The 18,182-nt window shown below is 57.1% G+C and carries 11 protein-coding genes and 1 pseudogene; all 12 read right to left on the reverse strand.

What is annotated here, in order from left to right; genetic code table 11:
- Positions 1-462 precede the first annotated feature (462 nt).
- Positions 463-2,379, reverse strand: a complete 1,917-nt coding sequence (locus HUV26_RS00005; protein WP_174408053.1) for a hybrid sensor histidine kinase/response regulator — start codon at positions 2,377-2,379, stop codon at positions 463-465.
- On the reverse strand, positions 2,372-3,064 hold the full coding sequence (locus HUV26_RS00010; RefSeq protein WP_174408054.1) for a cobalamin B12-binding domain-containing protein: 693 nt from the start codon (positions 3,062-3,064) through the stop codon (positions 2,372-2,374). Before HUV26_RS00010 ends, HUV26_RS00005 begins: the two co-directional genes overlap by 8 nt.
- 3 nt (positions 3,065-3,067) lie before the next feature.
- Positions 3,068-3,544: a hypothetical protein gene (locus HUV26_RS00015; protein ID WP_174408055.1), complete on the reverse strand. Its 477-nt coding sequence runs from the start codon at positions 3,542-3,544 to the stop codon at positions 3,068-3,070.
- Between the two features lie 113 nt (positions 3,545-3,657).
- Entirely contained in the window at positions 3,658-8,211 is a 4,554-nt protein-coding gene (locus tag HUV26_RS00020; protein WP_174408056.1) for a chemotaxis protein CheB, read from the reverse strand.
- A 409-nt stretch (positions 8,212-8,620) separates the two neighbouring features.
- Positions 8,621-9,076, reverse strand: a pseudogene (locus tag HUV26_RS00025) (ISL3 family transposase); the annotation flags it as partial.
- A 9-nt stretch (positions 9,077-9,085) separates the two neighbouring features.
- A complete protein-coding gene (locus HUV26_RS00030) occupies positions 9,086-10,168 on the reverse strand; it encodes an HDOD domain-containing protein (protein ID WP_174408058.1) in 1,083 nt (360 codons plus the stop codon).
- A gap of 109 nt (positions 10,169-10,277) precedes the next feature.
- Positions 10,278-10,403, reverse strand: a complete 126-nt coding sequence (locus HUV26_RS16890) for a hypothetical protein (RefSeq protein WP_274602445.1) — start codon at positions 10,401-10,403, stop codon at positions 10,278-10,280.
- Between the two features lie 157 nt (positions 10,404-10,560).
- A complete protein-coding gene (pelG, locus tag HUV26_RS00035; protein ID WP_174408059.1) occupies positions 10,561-11,931 on the reverse strand; it encodes an exopolysaccharide Pel transporter PelG in 1,371 nt (456 codons plus the stop codon).
- Positions 11,919-13,463 carry a GT4 family glycosyltransferase PelF gene (gene pelF, locus HUV26_RS00040; protein ID WP_174408060.1) on the reverse strand — a complete coding sequence of 515 codons (1,545 nt, stop codon included), beginning with the start codon at positions 13,461-13,463 and terminating at the stop codon, positions 11,919-11,921. Before pelF ends, pelG begins: the two co-directional genes overlap by 13 nt.
- Positions 13,460-14,599: a HEAT repeat domain-containing protein gene (locus HUV26_RS00045; protein WP_174408061.1), complete on the reverse strand. Its 1,140-nt coding sequence runs from the start codon at positions 14,597-14,599 to the stop codon at positions 13,460-13,462. Before HUV26_RS00045 ends, pelF begins: the two co-directional genes overlap by 4 nt.
- A complete protein-coding gene (locus tag HUV26_RS00050; protein ID WP_174408062.1) occupies positions 14,577-15,986 on the reverse strand; it encodes a diguanylate cyclase domain-containing protein in 1,410 nt (469 codons plus the stop codon). Before HUV26_RS00050 ends, HUV26_RS00045 begins: the two co-directional genes overlap by 23 nt.
- 6 nt (positions 15,987-15,992) lie before the next feature.
- Positions 15,993-18,155, reverse strand: coding sequence for a tetratricopeptide repeat protein (locus HUV26_RS00055; protein WP_174408063.1), 2,163 nt, complete (start codon positions 18,153-18,155; stop codon positions 15,993-15,995).
- Positions 18,156-18,182: the final 27 nt, after the last annotated feature.

An 18,182-nucleotide genomic window follows, 5' to 3' on the forward strand; every position in this document is an offset into this window, starting at 1 on the left:
GAACTCGGAAGTTAAGCCCGCCATCGCCGATGATACTGCCAGGGAGCTGGTGGGAAAGTAGGCCGCCGCCAAGACGTATTTCAATCATAAAAAACTCCGGTACCGATGAGGGCCGGAGTTTTTTGCGTTTGCAGGAGGGGCGTGGGCGCACTAACAAGGCAGCACTTGCCGTGCTTCATCTTGCAGCATCCCATTCGCTACTACCCCGATCAGACTAAGCCTCCGGCGGGGAGAGGGGGCCGCCGGCGCGCTGCCCCCTCTCCACTCCCCCCGCGCTTTTTTGCTCCTGACAGGCCTTCCGCTGCCTCACGTCTCGCGCTGTCTGCCAGCCCGTTGCCTGCGCCCTTTGCACTCGGATGCGGCTTTGTTGCGCGTCTGTATGCCGTACCCTCGGCGGCAAAGGGCTGCGGCGCGGAGTTTTGGTGGGATGGGCGGGGAAATTGATGAGGTGATGGTGCGTCGTTAGAGCAGATTGCGCAGCACGGTAAGCAGTTCATCCATATCCAGAGGTTTTCTGACCACGGTGGTCATGCCTGCCTCCATGCAGGGGGCAAGTTCTTCTTTGTGCATAAAGGCCGTGAGAGCGATAACGGGGATGGCGGCGTGATGTTTGCCTGCTTCTCCGTGTCTGATGGCTTTTGTTGCTTGAATGCCGTCCAGTTTAGGCATCTGCACATCCATAAGCACGGCATCGCATGGATGCTGGCGTAAACGTTGCAGTGCCTGTTCTCCATCTTCCGCAAGCAGAACCCTGAAGCCCGATTTTTCCAGCAGTCGCTTGGTGATCAGACGGTTAACGGGTTCATCATCGGCAATAAGTATTGTGGCACAATGCCAGAGCTGGTCTGGAATAGGACTGGAAAGAGGTTCTGGCATGTCTGCCTGCCGGGCAGCGGGAAGGTGCACGGTGACTGTGGTTCCTGCCGTTTCCGATGTGTGCATGGCGATGTTTCCGTGCAGTGTGTTGGCAATGAGTCGCGCAGAGTATGTTCCCAGACCTGTTCCATGCGTCTTGCCTGCTGTGGCGTATTTATCAAAAAAACGGGCCCGGACAGCATGCGGTACGGCCCCGTTGTTGTGAATGTCTGTGCGTACACGTCCATCGTTTCCGGAATGCAGAGATATGAGGACCGTGTCTCCCGGTTGCGACGCTTCCATGCTGTTGAGCACCAGATTGGAAAAAAGAGAGTAGCAGAGCATGGGCTGTGCTGAGACATAGAGTTTTTCGTCCACACAGGCGTGGCGGTTATCCACATGCAGGGCTACTTCGACTTGCCGGGAGAGCATGTTCTGGGACTGGTCGGCAAGAATGTCATGGAATGTTTCTAGAAGATCCACAGGTTCAGGGGAAAACTCAAAGCGGCCCGTCTCCATTTTATGCAGATCCAGCGAAAGGCGTATCATGTGCAGCATGCGGACGCCCGCTCGTGAGATCGTGCGCAGCATGTTTTTTTGCTCACGGGTAAGGTTGTTGTCTTTTTGGAGTAATTCCGGAATGTTGACAATGGGATTGAGCGGAGAGATGAGGTCGTGCTGGGCAATGCGCTGCACGTCTTCCTTCATCTGCTCCACCTGCTTGCGTTCAGTTATATCCCGCAGGGAGATAAGACGCGCAGGCTGGTTATTCCACTGAATCTCTGTGCTGCGGACTTCCACACATATATGGTTGCCACTTGAGGAAAAACAGAGTTCGGGCGAACTGTTGAAATCCAGCAGGCAGGGGATGCCCACGGAATCTTCGTTGCGTCTGGCGAGAATGGCTTCCGCCGCCGGGTTAAGGAAAAGGAAGGTGTTGTCCGCAGCAAGGACAATCTGCGGATCAGGGGTGGCTGTTGCCAGACTTCTGAACCGTTTTTCCTGTTCCTGCAGTAAGCTGTTCTTTTTCGCGATCTGCCTCTGCATGTTGGCGAGTTCGTTGTTCAGTTCCATCAGCTCCTGCAGGAAGTCGATGTTTCTGTCCGGTGATCGCGCAGCCTGCGGTTCTGTTACCGAGCGGCGTTGCGTCTCGCGCAGCATTTGGCTTTGCTCGTTGATCATCTTCATCAGGTCTTCATACAAGGGGAAGATATGCTGCGGCGACTGTACGGCGATGACGAAAACGTGATCGATGCGCTTGATACCAAAGAGAGAGAACCTTTCGCAGCGTCCATTTTCTCTGGGCAACATCACTTGGTCGCAAAGGGAGAAGCCTGATTCTGCAGCTTCAAGCAACAGTTTGCCGAACTGTTTGCGGGCGAGGTCGTCCGGCATGGACATGGTGGAAAAAGCGCTTTCCCTGTCTGAAAAGTATCCCTTTTTGTCCAGCACAAGGGTGCAGTTGCCTCCCTGCCCGTCGCAGGCAAAGGCAAAGGCGTGCCCCTGATTGCTTTTGTTAAGCATGTGCGGTTTTTCCGATTCCGAGAAGCGCGCCTGCCGTTGCCACGGCTTGTGGGGCATTGCGGGCGGTGCCGTCCGCACCAACGACGCGCCAGAGGTTCGGGTTTACCATAAAGGCAAGTCCGCCAGCCATGACTTTGGGGGCGCGGTCTTTCATCCGCTGCCGCAGCGCGTGAACAACATCGCGCACCTGAGGCATACCGGTGAACATGGTGGCTGAAAGGCAGACGAGGTCCGGTTCGCGGGAGGCAATGGCGCGCACGATGTCGTCGCCGGGGGTTACGGCACCGGTGAAGTAAGTGTCCCAGCCGGAAAATTCGAAAAAGTCGCATACCATACGCATGCCCATTTCGTGGAGTTCGCTCCCCAGGCAGCAGCCGATCATGCTTAGCCCGTTGCGGGGCTGCACCAGCGCATAGGGGAAGAGTTGGGCCATGAGGAGTTGTGTAGCGGCGGTGCAGTAGTGTTCCGTGGTAATATCAATTTCATTATTCTGCCACATGCTGCCAACCGTATACATGGCGGGCTGGATGACGCGCAGATAGGCGGCAGAAATGGGAAATCCGGCCTCCACCTCCTGCAAGACAGCGGCGCAGGCGGTTCTTCTGCGTGCTTCAAGGAGGTGCTCCAGATAGATTTCTTTGAGCCCGGACGCCCGTTGCTGTTGCTCTTGGGTGAGATGTTCCACTGCTTATTCTCCCGGCACTGTGCCCAGCGACTCGAAGAACGACGGGGTTTTTTCGCTCAGCTCGGCGAAGTGGTGCATGTGGTCTATGAGCCATTGGTATATGGGTAAAACTTCAGCCGCGTGCTCCGGGGGCAGATCTTCGCGGAGTATCTGCATGGCTTGCGGGAGCATCCGGTCCCAGTAGGCGAGGCGAAAACCTTGAGCGCGGTAGGTGCGGAGCACCCAGACGACAGCCTCCACCAAGGAAACCGGGTCGAATACGGAGGCAAGGGAGGCCATGTACCGGAAGTGGTTCAGGTGATTGGAGCGCGCCAGATTCTCGTTGCCCGGGCCGATCAGTTCGGCGAAATCCGGCATAGCCGTCATCGCCGCGTTCAGTGCTGCCGCATGATGATCTGCCCTGTCTGTCAGAGTCAGTGCAACGGATTCCGAAACGGACGGAAGACTCGTTGCGGAAAGGATAAGTTGTGATTTCTCCATGGCTCCTCTCTCCCCCAATGCCTGCGGAAGACTGAACTGTCATAGGCGTTGCGCAGCACATTGCTGAACAGGATTCTCTGTGTCTTCGCCTGCTACCTGATACTGCTTAGGGTCTAATCTACGAGTCGGTGCATGAGCTCGACCAGTTGCTCCGTTTCAAACGGTTTTGCGATGTAGCTGTTCATGCCCGCTTCAATGAACGTGTCCTTGTCGCCCGCCATGGCGTAGGCTGTCATGGCAATTATGGCGATTTCTGCGGCACGCTTTCCTGCTTCTCCCGCGCGGATGGCCCGCGTGGTTTCAAGCCCGTCCATGTAGGGCATCTGTATGTCCATGAGCACAACATCAAACGTGTCTTTTTGCAATTCTCTCAGCACTTCCAGTCCGTTAACCGCCAGCGTTACTGTAAATCCTGCCCGCTCAAGCTGCCGTTGGGCGGAAAGGCGGCTTACGGCATCATCTTCCGCGAGGAGTATCCGCATGGAGCGGGGCTGCGGCATGGGCAGAGCGCATGTGTCCTCGCGCGTGCCGCACTCACACTGGGTGAATGTGCAGCAGAAAAGGACCGTTGTGCCTTCTCCCGGCTCACTTTCCATGTAGATGTCGCCTCCCATGAGTGCGACCAGATGCTTGCAAATGGAAAGCCCCAATCCGGCTCCCTGATACTGTTTGTTATACCCGTTTGTTACCTGTGTGAAGGGTTGGAAGAGTGTGTCGATCTTTTCCCGGGGCACGCCGATGCCGGTATCCGTTATGGCAAAGAAGACACGGACTGTTCCCGTATTGCCGGAAGGCAGCGGGTGAACCTCCACCAGAATCCGGCCCGCCGTGGTGAATTTGAAAGCGTTGCCGACGAGGTTGTTCAGAACCTGCAGCAGGCGGATGGGATCACCGACGAGCATGGACGGGATGGCAGGAGAAACGTGTGTTTCCAGAATGACACCGGATTTGATGACACTGGGGCGGAACAGGTCACCCACGTGATCCATGATTTCCCTAAGGGTGAAGGGTTGCTGTTGAATGGTCAGTTTGCCCGCCTCCACCCGGGAGAGATCCAGAATATCTGTAAGCAGGTGGGTGAGCCGCTTGCACGCCTGCAGTGCGATTTCGGCATACTCTCTCTGCTCCGCGTTCGCCGCGCCATCCAGCACCAGTTGGAGCATGCCGTGGATGCCATTAAGCGGGGTACGCACCTCGTGGCTCATGTTGGCAAGGAATTCGCTTTTGGACTTGCTGGCCTTTTCGGCGTTCAGCCGGGCCAGTTCCAGATCTGCCAAAGCCTGCTTACGCTCGCTGATGTCATAGCAGTAGCCTATGTAGCCCATGAATGCACCGTCCAGCCCCTGAATGGGGCAGCCGAAGTCTACAATCCAGCGGAATTCGCCGTCATGTCTGCGCAGGCGGTATTCCATTTCAAAGGGAGCGTGCCTGGCAAAGGCTTCGGTGTAGGTGGTGAGGCAGTGTTGCATGTCGTCCGGGTGCACGCCGTCTGCCCAGCCGTTGCCCATTTCCTGTTCCATGGACCTGCCGGTAAAATCTAGCCAGGTGGCATTGAACCAGTTGCACAGGCCGTCCTGACCGGCGCGCCAGATGAGGGCCGGGGCTTTGTTCAGTATTGAGAGATAGAACTCCGCCGCTTTGGCAAGGTTGGCCTCGGCCAGTTTGCGTGGCGTGATGTCTATGGAGACCCCGTTCCATATGGTGGTGCCGTCTGATATTCTGACAGAGGTGCCGCGCGTGTGCAGCCATACGCAGCCGTTGTCTGTCTGGCAGCGGTGCTCAAACTCCATGGTGGTTCCGTTTTTCAGTGCGGCGGCCAATGCTTCCCGGAAGACGTGAAGGTCATCTGCATGCACGAGAGCGGCCATGGAGGTTGCCGCGCTGAGCATGCGGGTGGTCTGCTGCCCAAGCATGGCCCGGGCATAGTCGCTGACGAAAGTGTAGCCTCCTTCGGCATCCGGGGGCTGTTGGAACTGGAAGACAAGTCCGGGAACGCTGGAGGCGAGGGCCTTGATGAAATCCAGTTGCCTGCGTTCCTCTTCGGCAATCTTCACGCTGGTAATGTCCAGGAAGGTGAGCACCACACCGTTGGTGTTTCCCTCGCTGTCCTTGAAAGGGAGAACCCGTCTGAGCAGCCAGTTGCCTTCTGCATCTCTTATCTCTTCTTCTGCGGAATCGCCTGATTGCAGCACCTCTTCAAGCGATCTTAGCATATGCTCGCGGCCCGGATGCTGGTAGGCAATGTGATCTACCGGTCTGCCTATGTCATGCGGCAGAAGGCGGAAGGAGCGCATGATGGCGGGGTTGAATTTTCGTATACACAGGGCAGCGTCCAGAAACAGGGTGCCCACCTCAGTGCTGCGGAGCAGGTTATCCAGATCGTCGTTAAGTTCTTTCAGTTCCCTGTTTTTCTTTTCGAATTCCGCGTTTACCGTGAAGAGTTCCTCGTTTACCGAGTGCAGTTCTTCATTGGTGCTTTGCAGCTCCTCGTTAGCGGCGAGCAGTTCTTCGTTCGTGCTCTGTAATTCTTCGTTGGTGGTTTGCAGTTCTTCTATGGTTGCCTGAAGATTCTCTCTTGTGGTCTGCAGGTCGCCCTCCAGTTCCGATACGCGTTGCCATGCCGCTTCGCTGTCGGTGTAGAGGCTGCCGTCTGCGGCTGCAGCGGCTTTTTTATCCACTGCGGGATGGCCGGGTTGGCTGGCGGAAAACGACACATGGAAGTGCTGCTGGCCAGGTCTGTCGTCGTGCAGGCTTTCTACCGTGAGGTCCATGCTTTCTGTTTTGCTGCCCAGCGCAACTTTGATGTTGCTGAAGACTATCTTGCGTTCTTCTTGAGCGGCCCGATGCAGGGCGGCTCCCAGAGCGAGCTTGAGGTCGCCTTCGGTCATATCGAGAATATCGCGATCCATGCGGCCTGACATGCGAACCAGATAGCGGGAAGCATCACCGAAAATGTGTATGATTTCTCTATTCTCATTCACGATGATTCCCGGGGGAAGATGCCGTTCCAGCAGCAGGTCGTAGTCGCGCAGAAGGCTGCGGTCCAGCGTGGCCATGGCGCGCATGGGAGCCACGAGCCTGCGGGGTTTGTCCGCCGGATTTACCCGCATATCAATATTCAGTTTGACGTCCCTGTTTTTCCTGTAGAGCTTGGCCTTGGCGTCTATGGTATCGAACTCCGGAGCCAGAGCCCCCGGCGTTTCGCTGGAGCCGAGGAACAGGACGCCCCCTACCCGCAGCGCAAAATGGAACATGGAAATGGCCTTTTCCTGCGCAATGGGCATGAGGTAGATGAGCATGTTGCGGCAGGTGACGAGATCCATTTTGGTGAAAGGCGGATCGCTGATGACGTTGTGCGGTGCAAAGACTACCATGCCGCGCAGTTCAGAACTGACACGGAACGAGTTATCTGATTCCTGCCTGAAAAAGCGCTGCATGCGGTTGCGGGAGACCACTTCCAGCCGGTTTGCCTCGTAGATGCCTGCAGAGGCTATGTCCAGAGATTCACGGTGCACGTCTGTAGCGAAAATAGTGATTTTTCCTGAAAAGTTACGCCGCTCTGCCTCTTCTGTGAGAAGGATGGCGAGGGAGTATACCTCCTCGCCGGTGGCGCAGCCGGCAACCCAGCAGCGGATGTCTTTCTGGTCCGGCTGTTCCGCGGCCCGTTCGAACAGGGCCGGGATGACCTGCTGCTCAAGCCGTTCAAAGGACTCTTTATCACGAAAGAAACTGGTCACGCCGATGAGAAGATCTTTATACAGCGCGTTCAGTTCTTCTGCATTCTCCCGGATGTAGGTGAGATAGGCGGAAAGAGACGGAATCTGGCTGAGGGCCATGCGCCGTTCCAGGCGGCGGCCTACGGTGGTGGGTTTGTAGTAAGCGAAGTCTATGCCGTAGTGCTTTTTCAGCAGGGCCAGTGCCGCATCTCCTTCATCTTCATCAATACCGCATTTGCTTGAATGGACGGTTTTTTCGCCCAACGAGTTCGGGTCTGCGACGTGTTTGAGAAGAGATTCCGGCATTTCTTCCGGTGAGAGCACAAGGTTAACCGTGCCGCTTTCCAGAGCGCTACGCGGCATGCCGTCGAATTTTGCTGTTTCCGGTGCCTGAACCAGTACCAGCCCCCCCGCACGGCGGATGGAGGCAATGCCGCGAGAACCGTCGGTACCCGTACCGGAAAGGATAATGCCTATGGCGCGTTTTCCTGCATCCTCCGCAAGGGAATGGAAAAAAATATCTATGGGCATTTCCAGCGAGCGGGTGGTGTCGCGGTCGGTGAGGTAGAGGTGCCCGTTGCGGACGGTCATCGCCTTTTTGGCCGGGATGAGATAGATATTTCCGCCAAGGATTTTCATGCCATCATCTACTCGGTGGATGGGCATGGAGGTCTGGCGGGCGAGAATTTCGTCCATGAGGCTTTTAAAATCAGGCGACAGGTGCTGAATGACAACAAATGCCATCCTGCTGTCTACAGGCGCGTTGTTGAAGAAATGCTCAAGTGCTTCCAACCCCCCGGCAGAAGCACCTATGCCTGCGATGTATAGCTCATTATCCGCTGGATCGGCAGCGCCCTCATTGCTCTTGAGCGTATTTATACCGGAAGTCTGCGTATTGGGTTGTGCATTGTTGTATAGGTTTTTGTCGTCTCTATTTACATTGTCCTGCATGAAAGCCCCCCGCTATAATGTGTACACTTTTGTAAAATTGTAGTCACAGTACCTTTCCGGGGTTGTTCGGTCAATACAGACGAGTGTTAATCAAGTGCTGCATTTGCTTTTCCACTATAATTCCAAAGGCTAAAAGGGATTGCTGGCCTGTTTGTGCGTGCACGGACTGGATGCCTGCATGATTTTGTATGGCGTTCTCAGTTTTGCAAGCAGTCTGTACCCGCACAAAAGGGGTGCATGCTATCATTTCTAAAGTGGAGACCTCTCCTTGTGCGGTTGGAGTGTGCAGACGCTCTTGTTACAGTTCCGGGTCTGTGCAATCGGTCCCATGGTACCTATATACTTGAAGTGTGGTTTTTCTCGCAATGGGTTTTCACTGTTTCGGGCGAAGGACGGCTTTTGGGGTTCTTCACGGAATTCCGGGAAAGGCTGCCCTGATTTTCAGGAAGAAATACTCGTCATCTCGGAACCCGTAGGCCATTCTTTTTATCACTTTGATTTTGTTGTTGATACCTTCCAGAAGGCTTGTGTGCAGCCGATGGCGACAGTGGGCCAGCAATCCCGGAAGATATGGGCGAAGTCTCCGGGCAAATATGCGTAACGGCTCAATCTTGCTCCGCATAGCTCTGCGATACCACCCTTGCCAAAATCGCAAGGCGGCCTTGGGATAGCGGTACTGCCATAACCGTTTCAGATCATCTTTGAGTACGTAAACCACCATCAAGTTCCGATCGGCTTGCAGTAGTTCGTCCAGCCGTACCCGGTCATCCGTGCGGAGGATGTTTTCCTTGTTCTTCAGCAACAACCAGCGCGAGCCTTTGATGACTTTTCGAGCTTTATTGTCGTGAGCCACACGTTTGGCCTCATGAAACAATCAAACCGATGACCGTAACATGATATGCGCCACCGTCTCAATCTCCAGATGCAGGTCCGCTATGGTCTCATTCAGCATCTGTGTATCAAGCCCAAGAGCGGTCCATGACAGACCGGAAATTTTGGGAACATAGTAGTCCCCACTGGCATAGTAGCCCAGCGCCTTGGCCATGGCGTCCGCTAGGTGGATGACATGATGGTCGTCATACGGATTGCCGGGCTCGTCCTCCGGCGTGTGGTGTAACCTGATGGCGGAGGTAGTGGCTTCGCTCAAATTCCACATTTCCAGAATGCGCGCCCCTATGTCCACATGGCTGAAGCCGAATACGGCAAGCTCCGCCTGATGCAGAGAAATGCCGCGCGAAACGGCGTATTTGTATACAGTCTCTGCCTCATCAGGGAAGGCGCCCAGCATGAAAAGCCGGCCAATGTCATGGAGCAGGCCGCCCACGAAGTAGCGTTCCGGTTCAGGCTTGTTGCACTGCTCCGCAAAGCGCTTGGCAATGGAAGCACAGGCGATGCTGTGCAACCAGAATTCCTCCATGGCACTACCGGTCTTCTGCTTATTGAGATTGCTGATGAGCGTAGCCCCTATGGCAAGGCTGGTGAGAGGCCGTAAGCCGATGATGGCAACTGCCCGTGATATCGTTTCAATCCTGTTTACAAGCCCATACAACGGGCTGTTCACCAGCCTGAGCAGAGACGCGGTCAGCTTCACATCGTTGCTGATGATTTTGGCGATGTCTTCTACTGAAGCCTTAGGCGAATTGATGGCCCCCTGCAACTGTACCACAAGTTGCGGTAGAGAAACGAGATTGATGCGGTGCCTGAGAAGCTCCTCCATGGAAAAGACCTTGCCGAAATGTGGTGCGGGCTGGCGCTCTGATGGGAGAGTCAAGGGGGGCGAATCACCGCTCTCTATGCCCTGTGCTATGCGTTCCAGAAGTTCGCTGTATGCAAAGCGCACCAACTGAGCCACGAACGGGTGGTCGTGATTGGTGAAGCGAAAGCGCATACGCAGCGTGGCCTTGGCCTTTTCCCGCGCTTCCGGGGCAATGGATTCAAGCTCTTCGTTTGATATCATTCCGGGTACCGATGCGGGCGCTACTTCGCGCGCATCCATTCTATGGTTTTCGTGAGTCCTTGCCGGTAAGGCACGGAGGGTGAAAACATGGTTGTCTGTGCGAACTTGGTTACGCCTGCCTGCGAGTGCAGGCTCGTGGCGTGGGGGGCTGGGCTCCGGCTTCCGCAACGGTCTGCTGCGCTAGTTCGTTGATGGAAAGGCGCGAGCCTATGTCCACATTATAAATGCCGGACATGGGGGCAACCTTTCCGGTTACCGGATTTGGAATAAGACCTGCCGCCAGCAGGTAGGCCTGCACCACATCGGAAGCGTAGCTGAAGTCGTGCGTCTAACCCGGCGCAGCCGGTGACAAGGCAGGCGGCCCTTCTGGTAATACGCATGTTCCCACCTCCCTAGCCGATGGGTTGTCTGGCAAAGGTGATGTATTCAAGGTTACGGATGTTCCAGTCCAGTATCCAGTATGCGGCTAACAGCGCCGTGAAACAGGAATAGCAGTAACCGTATCCGTAGAAAGCGACGTCCATGCGGGTCGAAAGCCAACTGAAGATGCCGTTGGTGACTAGAAACAGGGCGGATACGATGAGAACATCCCTTCGCAGATCAAAGTAAAACAATATGATGATAACAACAGAGAGCAGGACCTGCAAGAAGGCACCCACAAGGGCCACGCGGTAGATAGGGATCTGGATGGGGGTCATTTGGGCAAGGGCAATGATCTCCGGCGCAAAGGCGATGCACAGGCAGGTTATGGCCCCCTGGATGATGAGTATTTCACGTAGGGAAGCGTGCAGCGATTCCACAAGCCTGTCTTTTTCTTCCAGAATGGTTCCTAGCGGCAGGTTGTCCATGATCTTGGCGTAGTACAATCTGTAATGGTCGTAGAAAGATGTTTCCACCTTCATCAAAAAGATGGCCAGCGTGGGCACGATGGTGAGGTAAGCAAAGAATATGGGACCTTCGTAAAAATCATGCGTCCGGAAGTGGGGAACGATTGTTCTAGCGTCCGGAGCCAGCCAGAATACAATTTTGTCTATCCATATTGCCAGATTGTATATCACGCCGACCAGCGCCAGTTCCCAGTACTTGCGGAAATAGGTGAAGAGGCGCGCATCCCAGATGGAGCTGGTGGGAAATTCAGCGATAAGGCGTGCCACAAGCCAGAAGAAGATCACCGCCTGCCCGGCGAGGTAGCCCAGCATGTGGCCTTCAGCTCCGAGGTTCCGGCTGAGCAGCAGGGCCCCGCCAATGCTGATGAAGGTACCTGCGGCAAAGGCGATGACAATGTGAATGTAGTCCTTCACTGCGGAGATGAAGATCATGGCCAGCCAGATGAGGCAAACCACGATGAAAAGCATGACCGCGAGCAATGTGTATATGGCCGATATCTCGAACTGCCAGTAAGCAAAGGCTGCAAGGGGCGTACCTGTGACAAGCACAACGGCGGATGTGGTCCAGAAGGCGCGCATGGAGGATTCCAGATTGCCCAAATAGAATTCGTCCGCAAGATAACGGGTGGCCACAAGCTGGAAAAAGCCCACGTACACCAGTGAGAACGCGTAGGTGTAGATAATGGTGGATCGGAAAATCTCGTGGTCAATGTTGGAGAGGGTCCGCTCCCTGAACAGCCCGAGCACGGAGAGCGTGAAAATGCTCATGAGCCACGGGCCTGAGGATATGAGTGCGGCGTACAGATAGGCCCCAAGCTCGTCCAGATAGGAGCCCTTGCCCAGAATGCGGCGCAGTTCAAATCCTATACCTGCCATGTGCCCTCCTCGTCGTCATCGTGATCGGTGCCTCCCGGCCCGTGCCACTGAGGCATTTCCATCAGCTCCTTATACAGGGCGTCGTAGCGCGCGTTCAGCGATGCCTCACTGTAATAACGGGCGATGCGCTCCCTGCCCGCGCGGGTCATGCGTTTGCGCAAGGGGTAGTTGGTGAGGATGCCGAGCATTCCGGCGGCTGTGTCCGCCGGGTTTGCAACGCGCGTGATCACGCCGGAAGGTCCGAGTGCCTTGTCTTCCGGCAGGCGGCCCTCCAGCAGTTCGCGGCATGCTCCCACATCGGAGGCTACAACGGGAATGCCGGCGCAGTTTGCTTCCATGACCACCAGCGGCTGCGCCTCGCTTATGGAGGTGAGCACCACCATGTCCAGCTTGGGATAGTATTCGCGTACGTTGATGCGACCGAGGAACAATATTTTGTCTTGCATTTGCAGTATCTTGACCAGGTCAATGCACTCTTCGTAATACTCCTCGTCTTCTTCCGTGGGGCCCATGATCCAGAACTGCACGTTGGCAAACTTGAGCGAAACGGCTTTGCATGCGCGGATGAAGGTCTTCACATCTTTGATAGGTACGACGCGGCCCACAAATCCGACGATGAAGCTGTCCTGCTCCTCTGGAGGATAGTCTGCAGGCTTCAGGTTCTGGAATCCTTCCAGATCGATGCCGTTGGGTATGACCTCGGTGCGCCATTGGTCGGCCCCGTCCTTGATTTGCATCTGGCGGTTACCTTCGTACAGGGTGACAATACGTTCCGCATAGCGGTAGGTGATGCGCCCGAGCGTATAAAATAACCTGACCCAGAGCTGCTGGTACAGGCCCAGATCCTTGCTTATACGCATGCGGTCTTCATCGTTCTGCTGTAGAGCCTCGGACTGGGCGATTTCTATCTTGCGCTCCTTTGTGTAGATGCCGTGCTCGGTCAGCAGGAGCGGGCGTCCGGTGCGGATGCGTGCCACGGTGCCGATAAGGCCCGCATAGCCGGTGGAGATGGCATGGTAGGCTTTGGCTTCCGGCAGGCGCACACCCATGGCTTTGAACATAGGCAGGTGCGTGAACCGGAACGTCCAGAAATAGTTCATGAACGGGGCATCGGGCACGCGTTCCTGTATCTGCTCAATAAGCAGGTCCCATGCGGGTTTGCCGTGCATAAGGTCCCACAGAGGATAGCGGCCCTGCCGGAAGGCATCTATCATAGTAACGAGGTCGTTATGGGACAATGATGCCAGCCCCTTGTGAAAGGCGCGAATTTCCTCAACATGCCTGCTGCTGAAGCGGCGGAACAGGGAGCGGCGGGGCTTGTCCACATCGTGGATATAGAGCACCTCCGGAGGGATGAAGTTGGGAGGCAACTCGTATTTATAGGGATGCGGTTCCCGCGCTGAGGGCAGAATACACACCGCTGTGAAGGTGAGGTGCGGCAACCCCTTAATGATATTGTGAACCCATGAGGACACCCCTCCCGCCACAAAGGGGTATGATCCCTCCAGTATCAGGCAGATGTCTGCGCTCATGCCGTTGCCCCCGGCATGTCGCATGCCCTGGTTCGTGCTTGCAGGGCGTGCGGGGCTGTGGTCCCATCCGTGGTGTGTTGAGCCCAGAACACATACAGTGCGCGGCTGAACTCGTCCGCTTCGTCCGCTTCTGGCATGGCAGAGCGCATTATCGCCATCTCGCGGGAAAGGCGAACCCAGTCGCGTTGCTCGAAAAAGGCCCAGCAGCGTCCAAGCCTGCCTGCCAGACGGGTATCGGGGTAGTCCAGTGCTGTGGTGAACATGCGCAGGGCCGACTCGTAGTCCTTGAGTTCAAGGCTGACATGACCAAGCTCCACACAAGCCATATGGTCTCGCCGCTCAATGGACATGTAGCGCAGATACTGCTTGCGTGATTCCGCAAGGTAATAGGAGCGCATGGTGTCTTCCGGCAGGCCGCTGCGCGCGTATTCCCGGCAGGCTTCAGCAAAGGCCCGCACCAGTGCGGCATCGCCCGATGCGGCAAGCTCTTCGGCCTTATCCAACCGCTCCACGGCATCCTCCTCCAGTTGTGTCAGGGCCGTGTGGGCGAAAAAGCGCACCTCGGCGGAGGCATCGGATAAGCTCTCCTTCAGCAGTGTGACGGCGCGCGGGCTTTTCATGCGTTTCAGCAGCATGATGGCACCGCGTTTCAGGTCGTCGTCCGAGCCGAGTAGGATGTCCACAATGGGTTGAGTGGCCAGTTCTTCGCGCAGCATGTCGTCCATGGTGCGTGTGATGGTGCCAGCATCCAAATGGGTGAGGTGCATTTTTTCCTGTTCGAATTCGTGCGCAAGGCCCTTGGGGCGGATGAGGAGCTTGGTCAGGTTCACGGTCAGGAACATGCCGGAAATGCCCACTACGGGCAGGAACAGGGTGATAAGGCCGGTAAGCTTGGGCAGGTACCAGCCCGCTGAGGGAAACCGCGCGGGGCGGTAGCGGTAGAGCAGCGGTACGGCGGCGGCCAACAGGTGCAGCGCGGTTGCCTGCAGCCATTGCTGCTGCCCAGCGGGGCGGGGCGGGGATAACAGCAGGTACAGGCCGCCCGCTTCCAGCAGCAGGGAGGCGGCGAACATGCACTGCAGATAGATGACCGCCTTGAGATGCGGTGCGACCCTACGCGGAGGTGACTGTGTCATGGATATCCTCCGTCATGGCGGCGAGCAGTTCCTCCATGTCGTTCATCTCGGGCGTGAGCGCGGCTACTCCTACATGCAGCGACATGAGGTGGGCATCCAGTTCAAAGCTCATGATCACAAGGGCCTGATATGCGCGGGCAATGTTGTTCACCACCACGCGCGCGCCCTGCATGGGGGTGGTGGGCAGCAGTATTACAAATGCGCCTGGGGTTTCGTGCAGAAAGACAAGGTCTATGTTGCGCAGGTGTGACTGGATGACCGAGGCAAAGGCGATGCGCGTGGCTTGCTGTTCTTCGGGCAGGCGTTCCTGAAAACCGGGAATCTCCAGATAGATGACAGAAAGTTCTAGGCCGTAGCGTTTGGCGCGGGCGAACTCCTCTCCCAGCCTGCGGCGCAGGTACCGCGCATTGTACACGTCCGCAATATCATCGGTGATGAGTTTCTCGCGAGTGTTTTTATGCAGCAGGGCGTTTTCAAGGCTGGAGCCGCACCAGTCGGAAATGAGCTCCACCATGCGGATGGAGGTGGGGTTGAATTTGAGAAAGGGCATGCGTTCCACAACCAGCACGCCCATGGCTTCCATGCCGCTGGAGGTGAGCACTGGGGCCGCAATGAGTATACCCGTGGTCTGCTGTTCCCTGCGAAGGGCGGCATCCAGCGTGTGTGTCCGCCGTTCACGGTATACGGACCAGAGCGGTTCCGATTCCAGCGCGATGGTGGCGCGTGGCTTGGGCGAGACGGTTCGTTTGAAGGCCTTGAGCTGAAAGACGTTGTTCTCCAGCATGTAGATGGAGCATTCCTCCACGCCAAGATACTGACGCAGCAGGTCCAGTATGGCCATGTAGATGGATTCCGAATCCAGCGTGCGCAGGGCTTGCGCTGCCTCGTAGATGGTGGAGAGGGTATGCTCCTGCGAGAAGATGCGAGTATCCATCTCCACCTTGGCCTGTTCCAGTGCCCGCAGTTCCTTTTGCTGGGTCTCGCAAACGGTCATGTTGTCCCGCAGCTTGGTAAGCGTGGCAGTGTGTTCTCTAATATGTCCCTGACGGATTTCTCCAAGAGCCATGCCGGTGGTCCAGAACAGCAGGGGGGTGCCCCACAGTTCCATGGAGCGCAGCTCCAGCAGTGAGATGTCCGGAATGGTGGCGGCTCGGAAGAGAAGGAACAGCAGACCGGAACTCAACCCCGCAAGGAATCCCGGCAAGAAACCGTAGCGGACGGAGATGAGCAGCACCACGATCCAGTAGGGATGCGGCTGCACGTTCAGGAATCCCACATCGTTGCGGAACAGCAGCATGTTGAGCACGGTGATGAGCATGAGGCCGAGGATGATCTCCACGAGAAAGGTCAGCCTGCCCTTGCTGGGATTGAGACGAGTGACTGCCATGCTTTCCTAGAAATGGTAGATGATGGACGTGGTGAAGGCCTTGGATTCGCCGCCTCCGGGCTGTCCCGTGTCATTGTTGTATTCCGCGCCGATATCAAGATCCAGCCGCTGGCCGAGGCGCAGCCGTACCCCGCCCCCCGTGCCCAGCAGGGGAGAGAGGCGGAACACATCGTACCCGGCGGAACCGAATGTCCTGAGCGCGATGTACTCGTTGTACCAGTGCAGCATCTCCACACGCAGGGTGTGGATGTCTTCCTTGTCCACAAGGTCCACGGGTCTTTCACCCGGATTGTTCTGGCGGTAGTTCATGCGCGTGCGCGTGAAGATGTAGCTGGCAGTCACGTCCGGCATGAAGTGCAGTCGGCGGGTGAGTGCCAACTCCTCACGCTCCTGCCACGCGTAGCCGGAAAGCCCCTCCAGCGAGTAGCGCTGCGCCCCTGCGGACGCCGCAAGGTACCAGTTGTCGGTGAGCGGTTTTTCCAAGGTCAGGGTGAAGGTGTCTGTTGTGCCGTCGCGGTTAGCGGCATCCAGTGTGGTGTACCATGGCGCCTCAAGTTGCGTATTCAGGCGTACCAGACCGCTGACGTTGAGCCGGTGCTCCAAGGAAAGGCTGGGGGCAACGCCTTCGCCGACACCTTCATAATACTGGATGCCCGCACCGAGCAGCCAGCGGCGGCTGGGCTCATAGGTAACGCCCGCCTCATGCAGACGCAGTTCGCGGGCAATGCTTGCGGTGCCGTCTTCATCGCTGCGCCTGTCCAGACGGCTGCGGGTATGAGCGACATGCGCCCGCCACATCGAGGACAGTTGCTGGCTGTAGTCCACCGTGAACGTGTTTATGGAAACATCGCCCGCCTGTACTTCCGAACGATAGTCCGCAGCAAGTTGCGGCCCGCGTTCTCGCAGAATGGTCTGTATGTTTTCCGCCGCGTTTTCATCGTCAGGGTTGGCATCGTACACGGCGCTGAAAAGGCGAAGTGCTTCCTCCCAGTCTCCGGCGTTACGCCGTGCATAGGCGTAGTCCATGATCGCCCAGGTGTCCTCCGGCGCGTGCTCCATGAGCTGTTCCAGCCATGGAAAGCTGGCCTCGTAGTTGCCAGTTTCCTCTGCCATGGTAAGATGCAGGCGTGCCGTCTGCCGGATCGCGCTGATGCTGTGCGGCATTGCGGCGCGCCATGCCACCAGTTCCGCATCCGCTTCGGCCCAGCGCCTGCCATCCATTAGCGTTTCGGTGTACCCTTCCAGAATGGTTTCGTCCTGGCCGTGACGCAGCAGCAACTGGCGGTACACCTCGCGAGCTCCCTCAAGGTCGCCCTGCCGGTAGAGGCTGCGGGCAAGGATGATTTCGGCTTGCTTTGTATCCAAGGTGAAGGGGGTGGCTGCCTCTGCCTCGGGCGTCTTTCCGGTGCTTTCCTCCGTAATACCCAGCGGGGAGCGTTCATCGGGATTCCGGCGAAGCGGGACTTCAGCGAGTGCGGGGGTGCCGTTTCCGACATTACTTGCAGGCCGGGGAAGGGCCATTTGCGGGGAGAGTGTCATTGCGGATTTTACCATGCGTTCCGGCGCAGGGGCGATGTCGGTGTTCGTGACCAATGTATCGGGATGGGTGATGTCAGTTACCGCGTCCGACCCTGAAGCTGGGGAGGAAATCGTGCCGGGGGCCGGTTCGGATGCTGTAGCGATGTCCGCAGCGTCCGCTGTGGCAGCTGGCGTGGCGGGGTCGGTGTCCGGGGCGACAGGGGGGAGGATCAGCTCGCTGTTGCGCAGCCCCTCTCCGGAAACGCGCCGCGTGGCGTGCAGAGCCGCATCCATGCTGCGGATGAGGCACCGGGTGCCCGTTTCGGCCGTGAAGGTGTCTGCAATCCGCCGGGCATCTTCCCTGTTGTCCGTGTGGGCAATTTCCACCACATACCACAGGGTCCCGGCATCATCGAACAGCATTAGCATACCCGCATCAGGCATGCCCGCTGCGTGGAGTCGCCGCACGGCATCTACGGCACCGGTGGCCTTGCGCGACGAACTGGCGCGCACGGACCAGAGCGTGGTGGCCTCTGCCCGGACCGCGTTCGGGGTTTCTTCCGCCACGGAATGCAGCGGAGCCCCCACCCCCTGCAGGGTGGCGGTCAGGATGAGAAGAAGTATGGCGATGCGGCGTGTCATTTGTGTCATACGTGGCGTGCGGTTGGTGCAAGTTTG

The organism is Desulfovibrio psychrotolerans, assembly GCF_013340305.1.
Lineage (GTDB): Bacteria > Desulfobacterota > Desulfovibrionia > Desulfovibrionales > Desulfovibrionaceae > Halodesulfovibrio > Halodesulfovibrio psychrotolerans.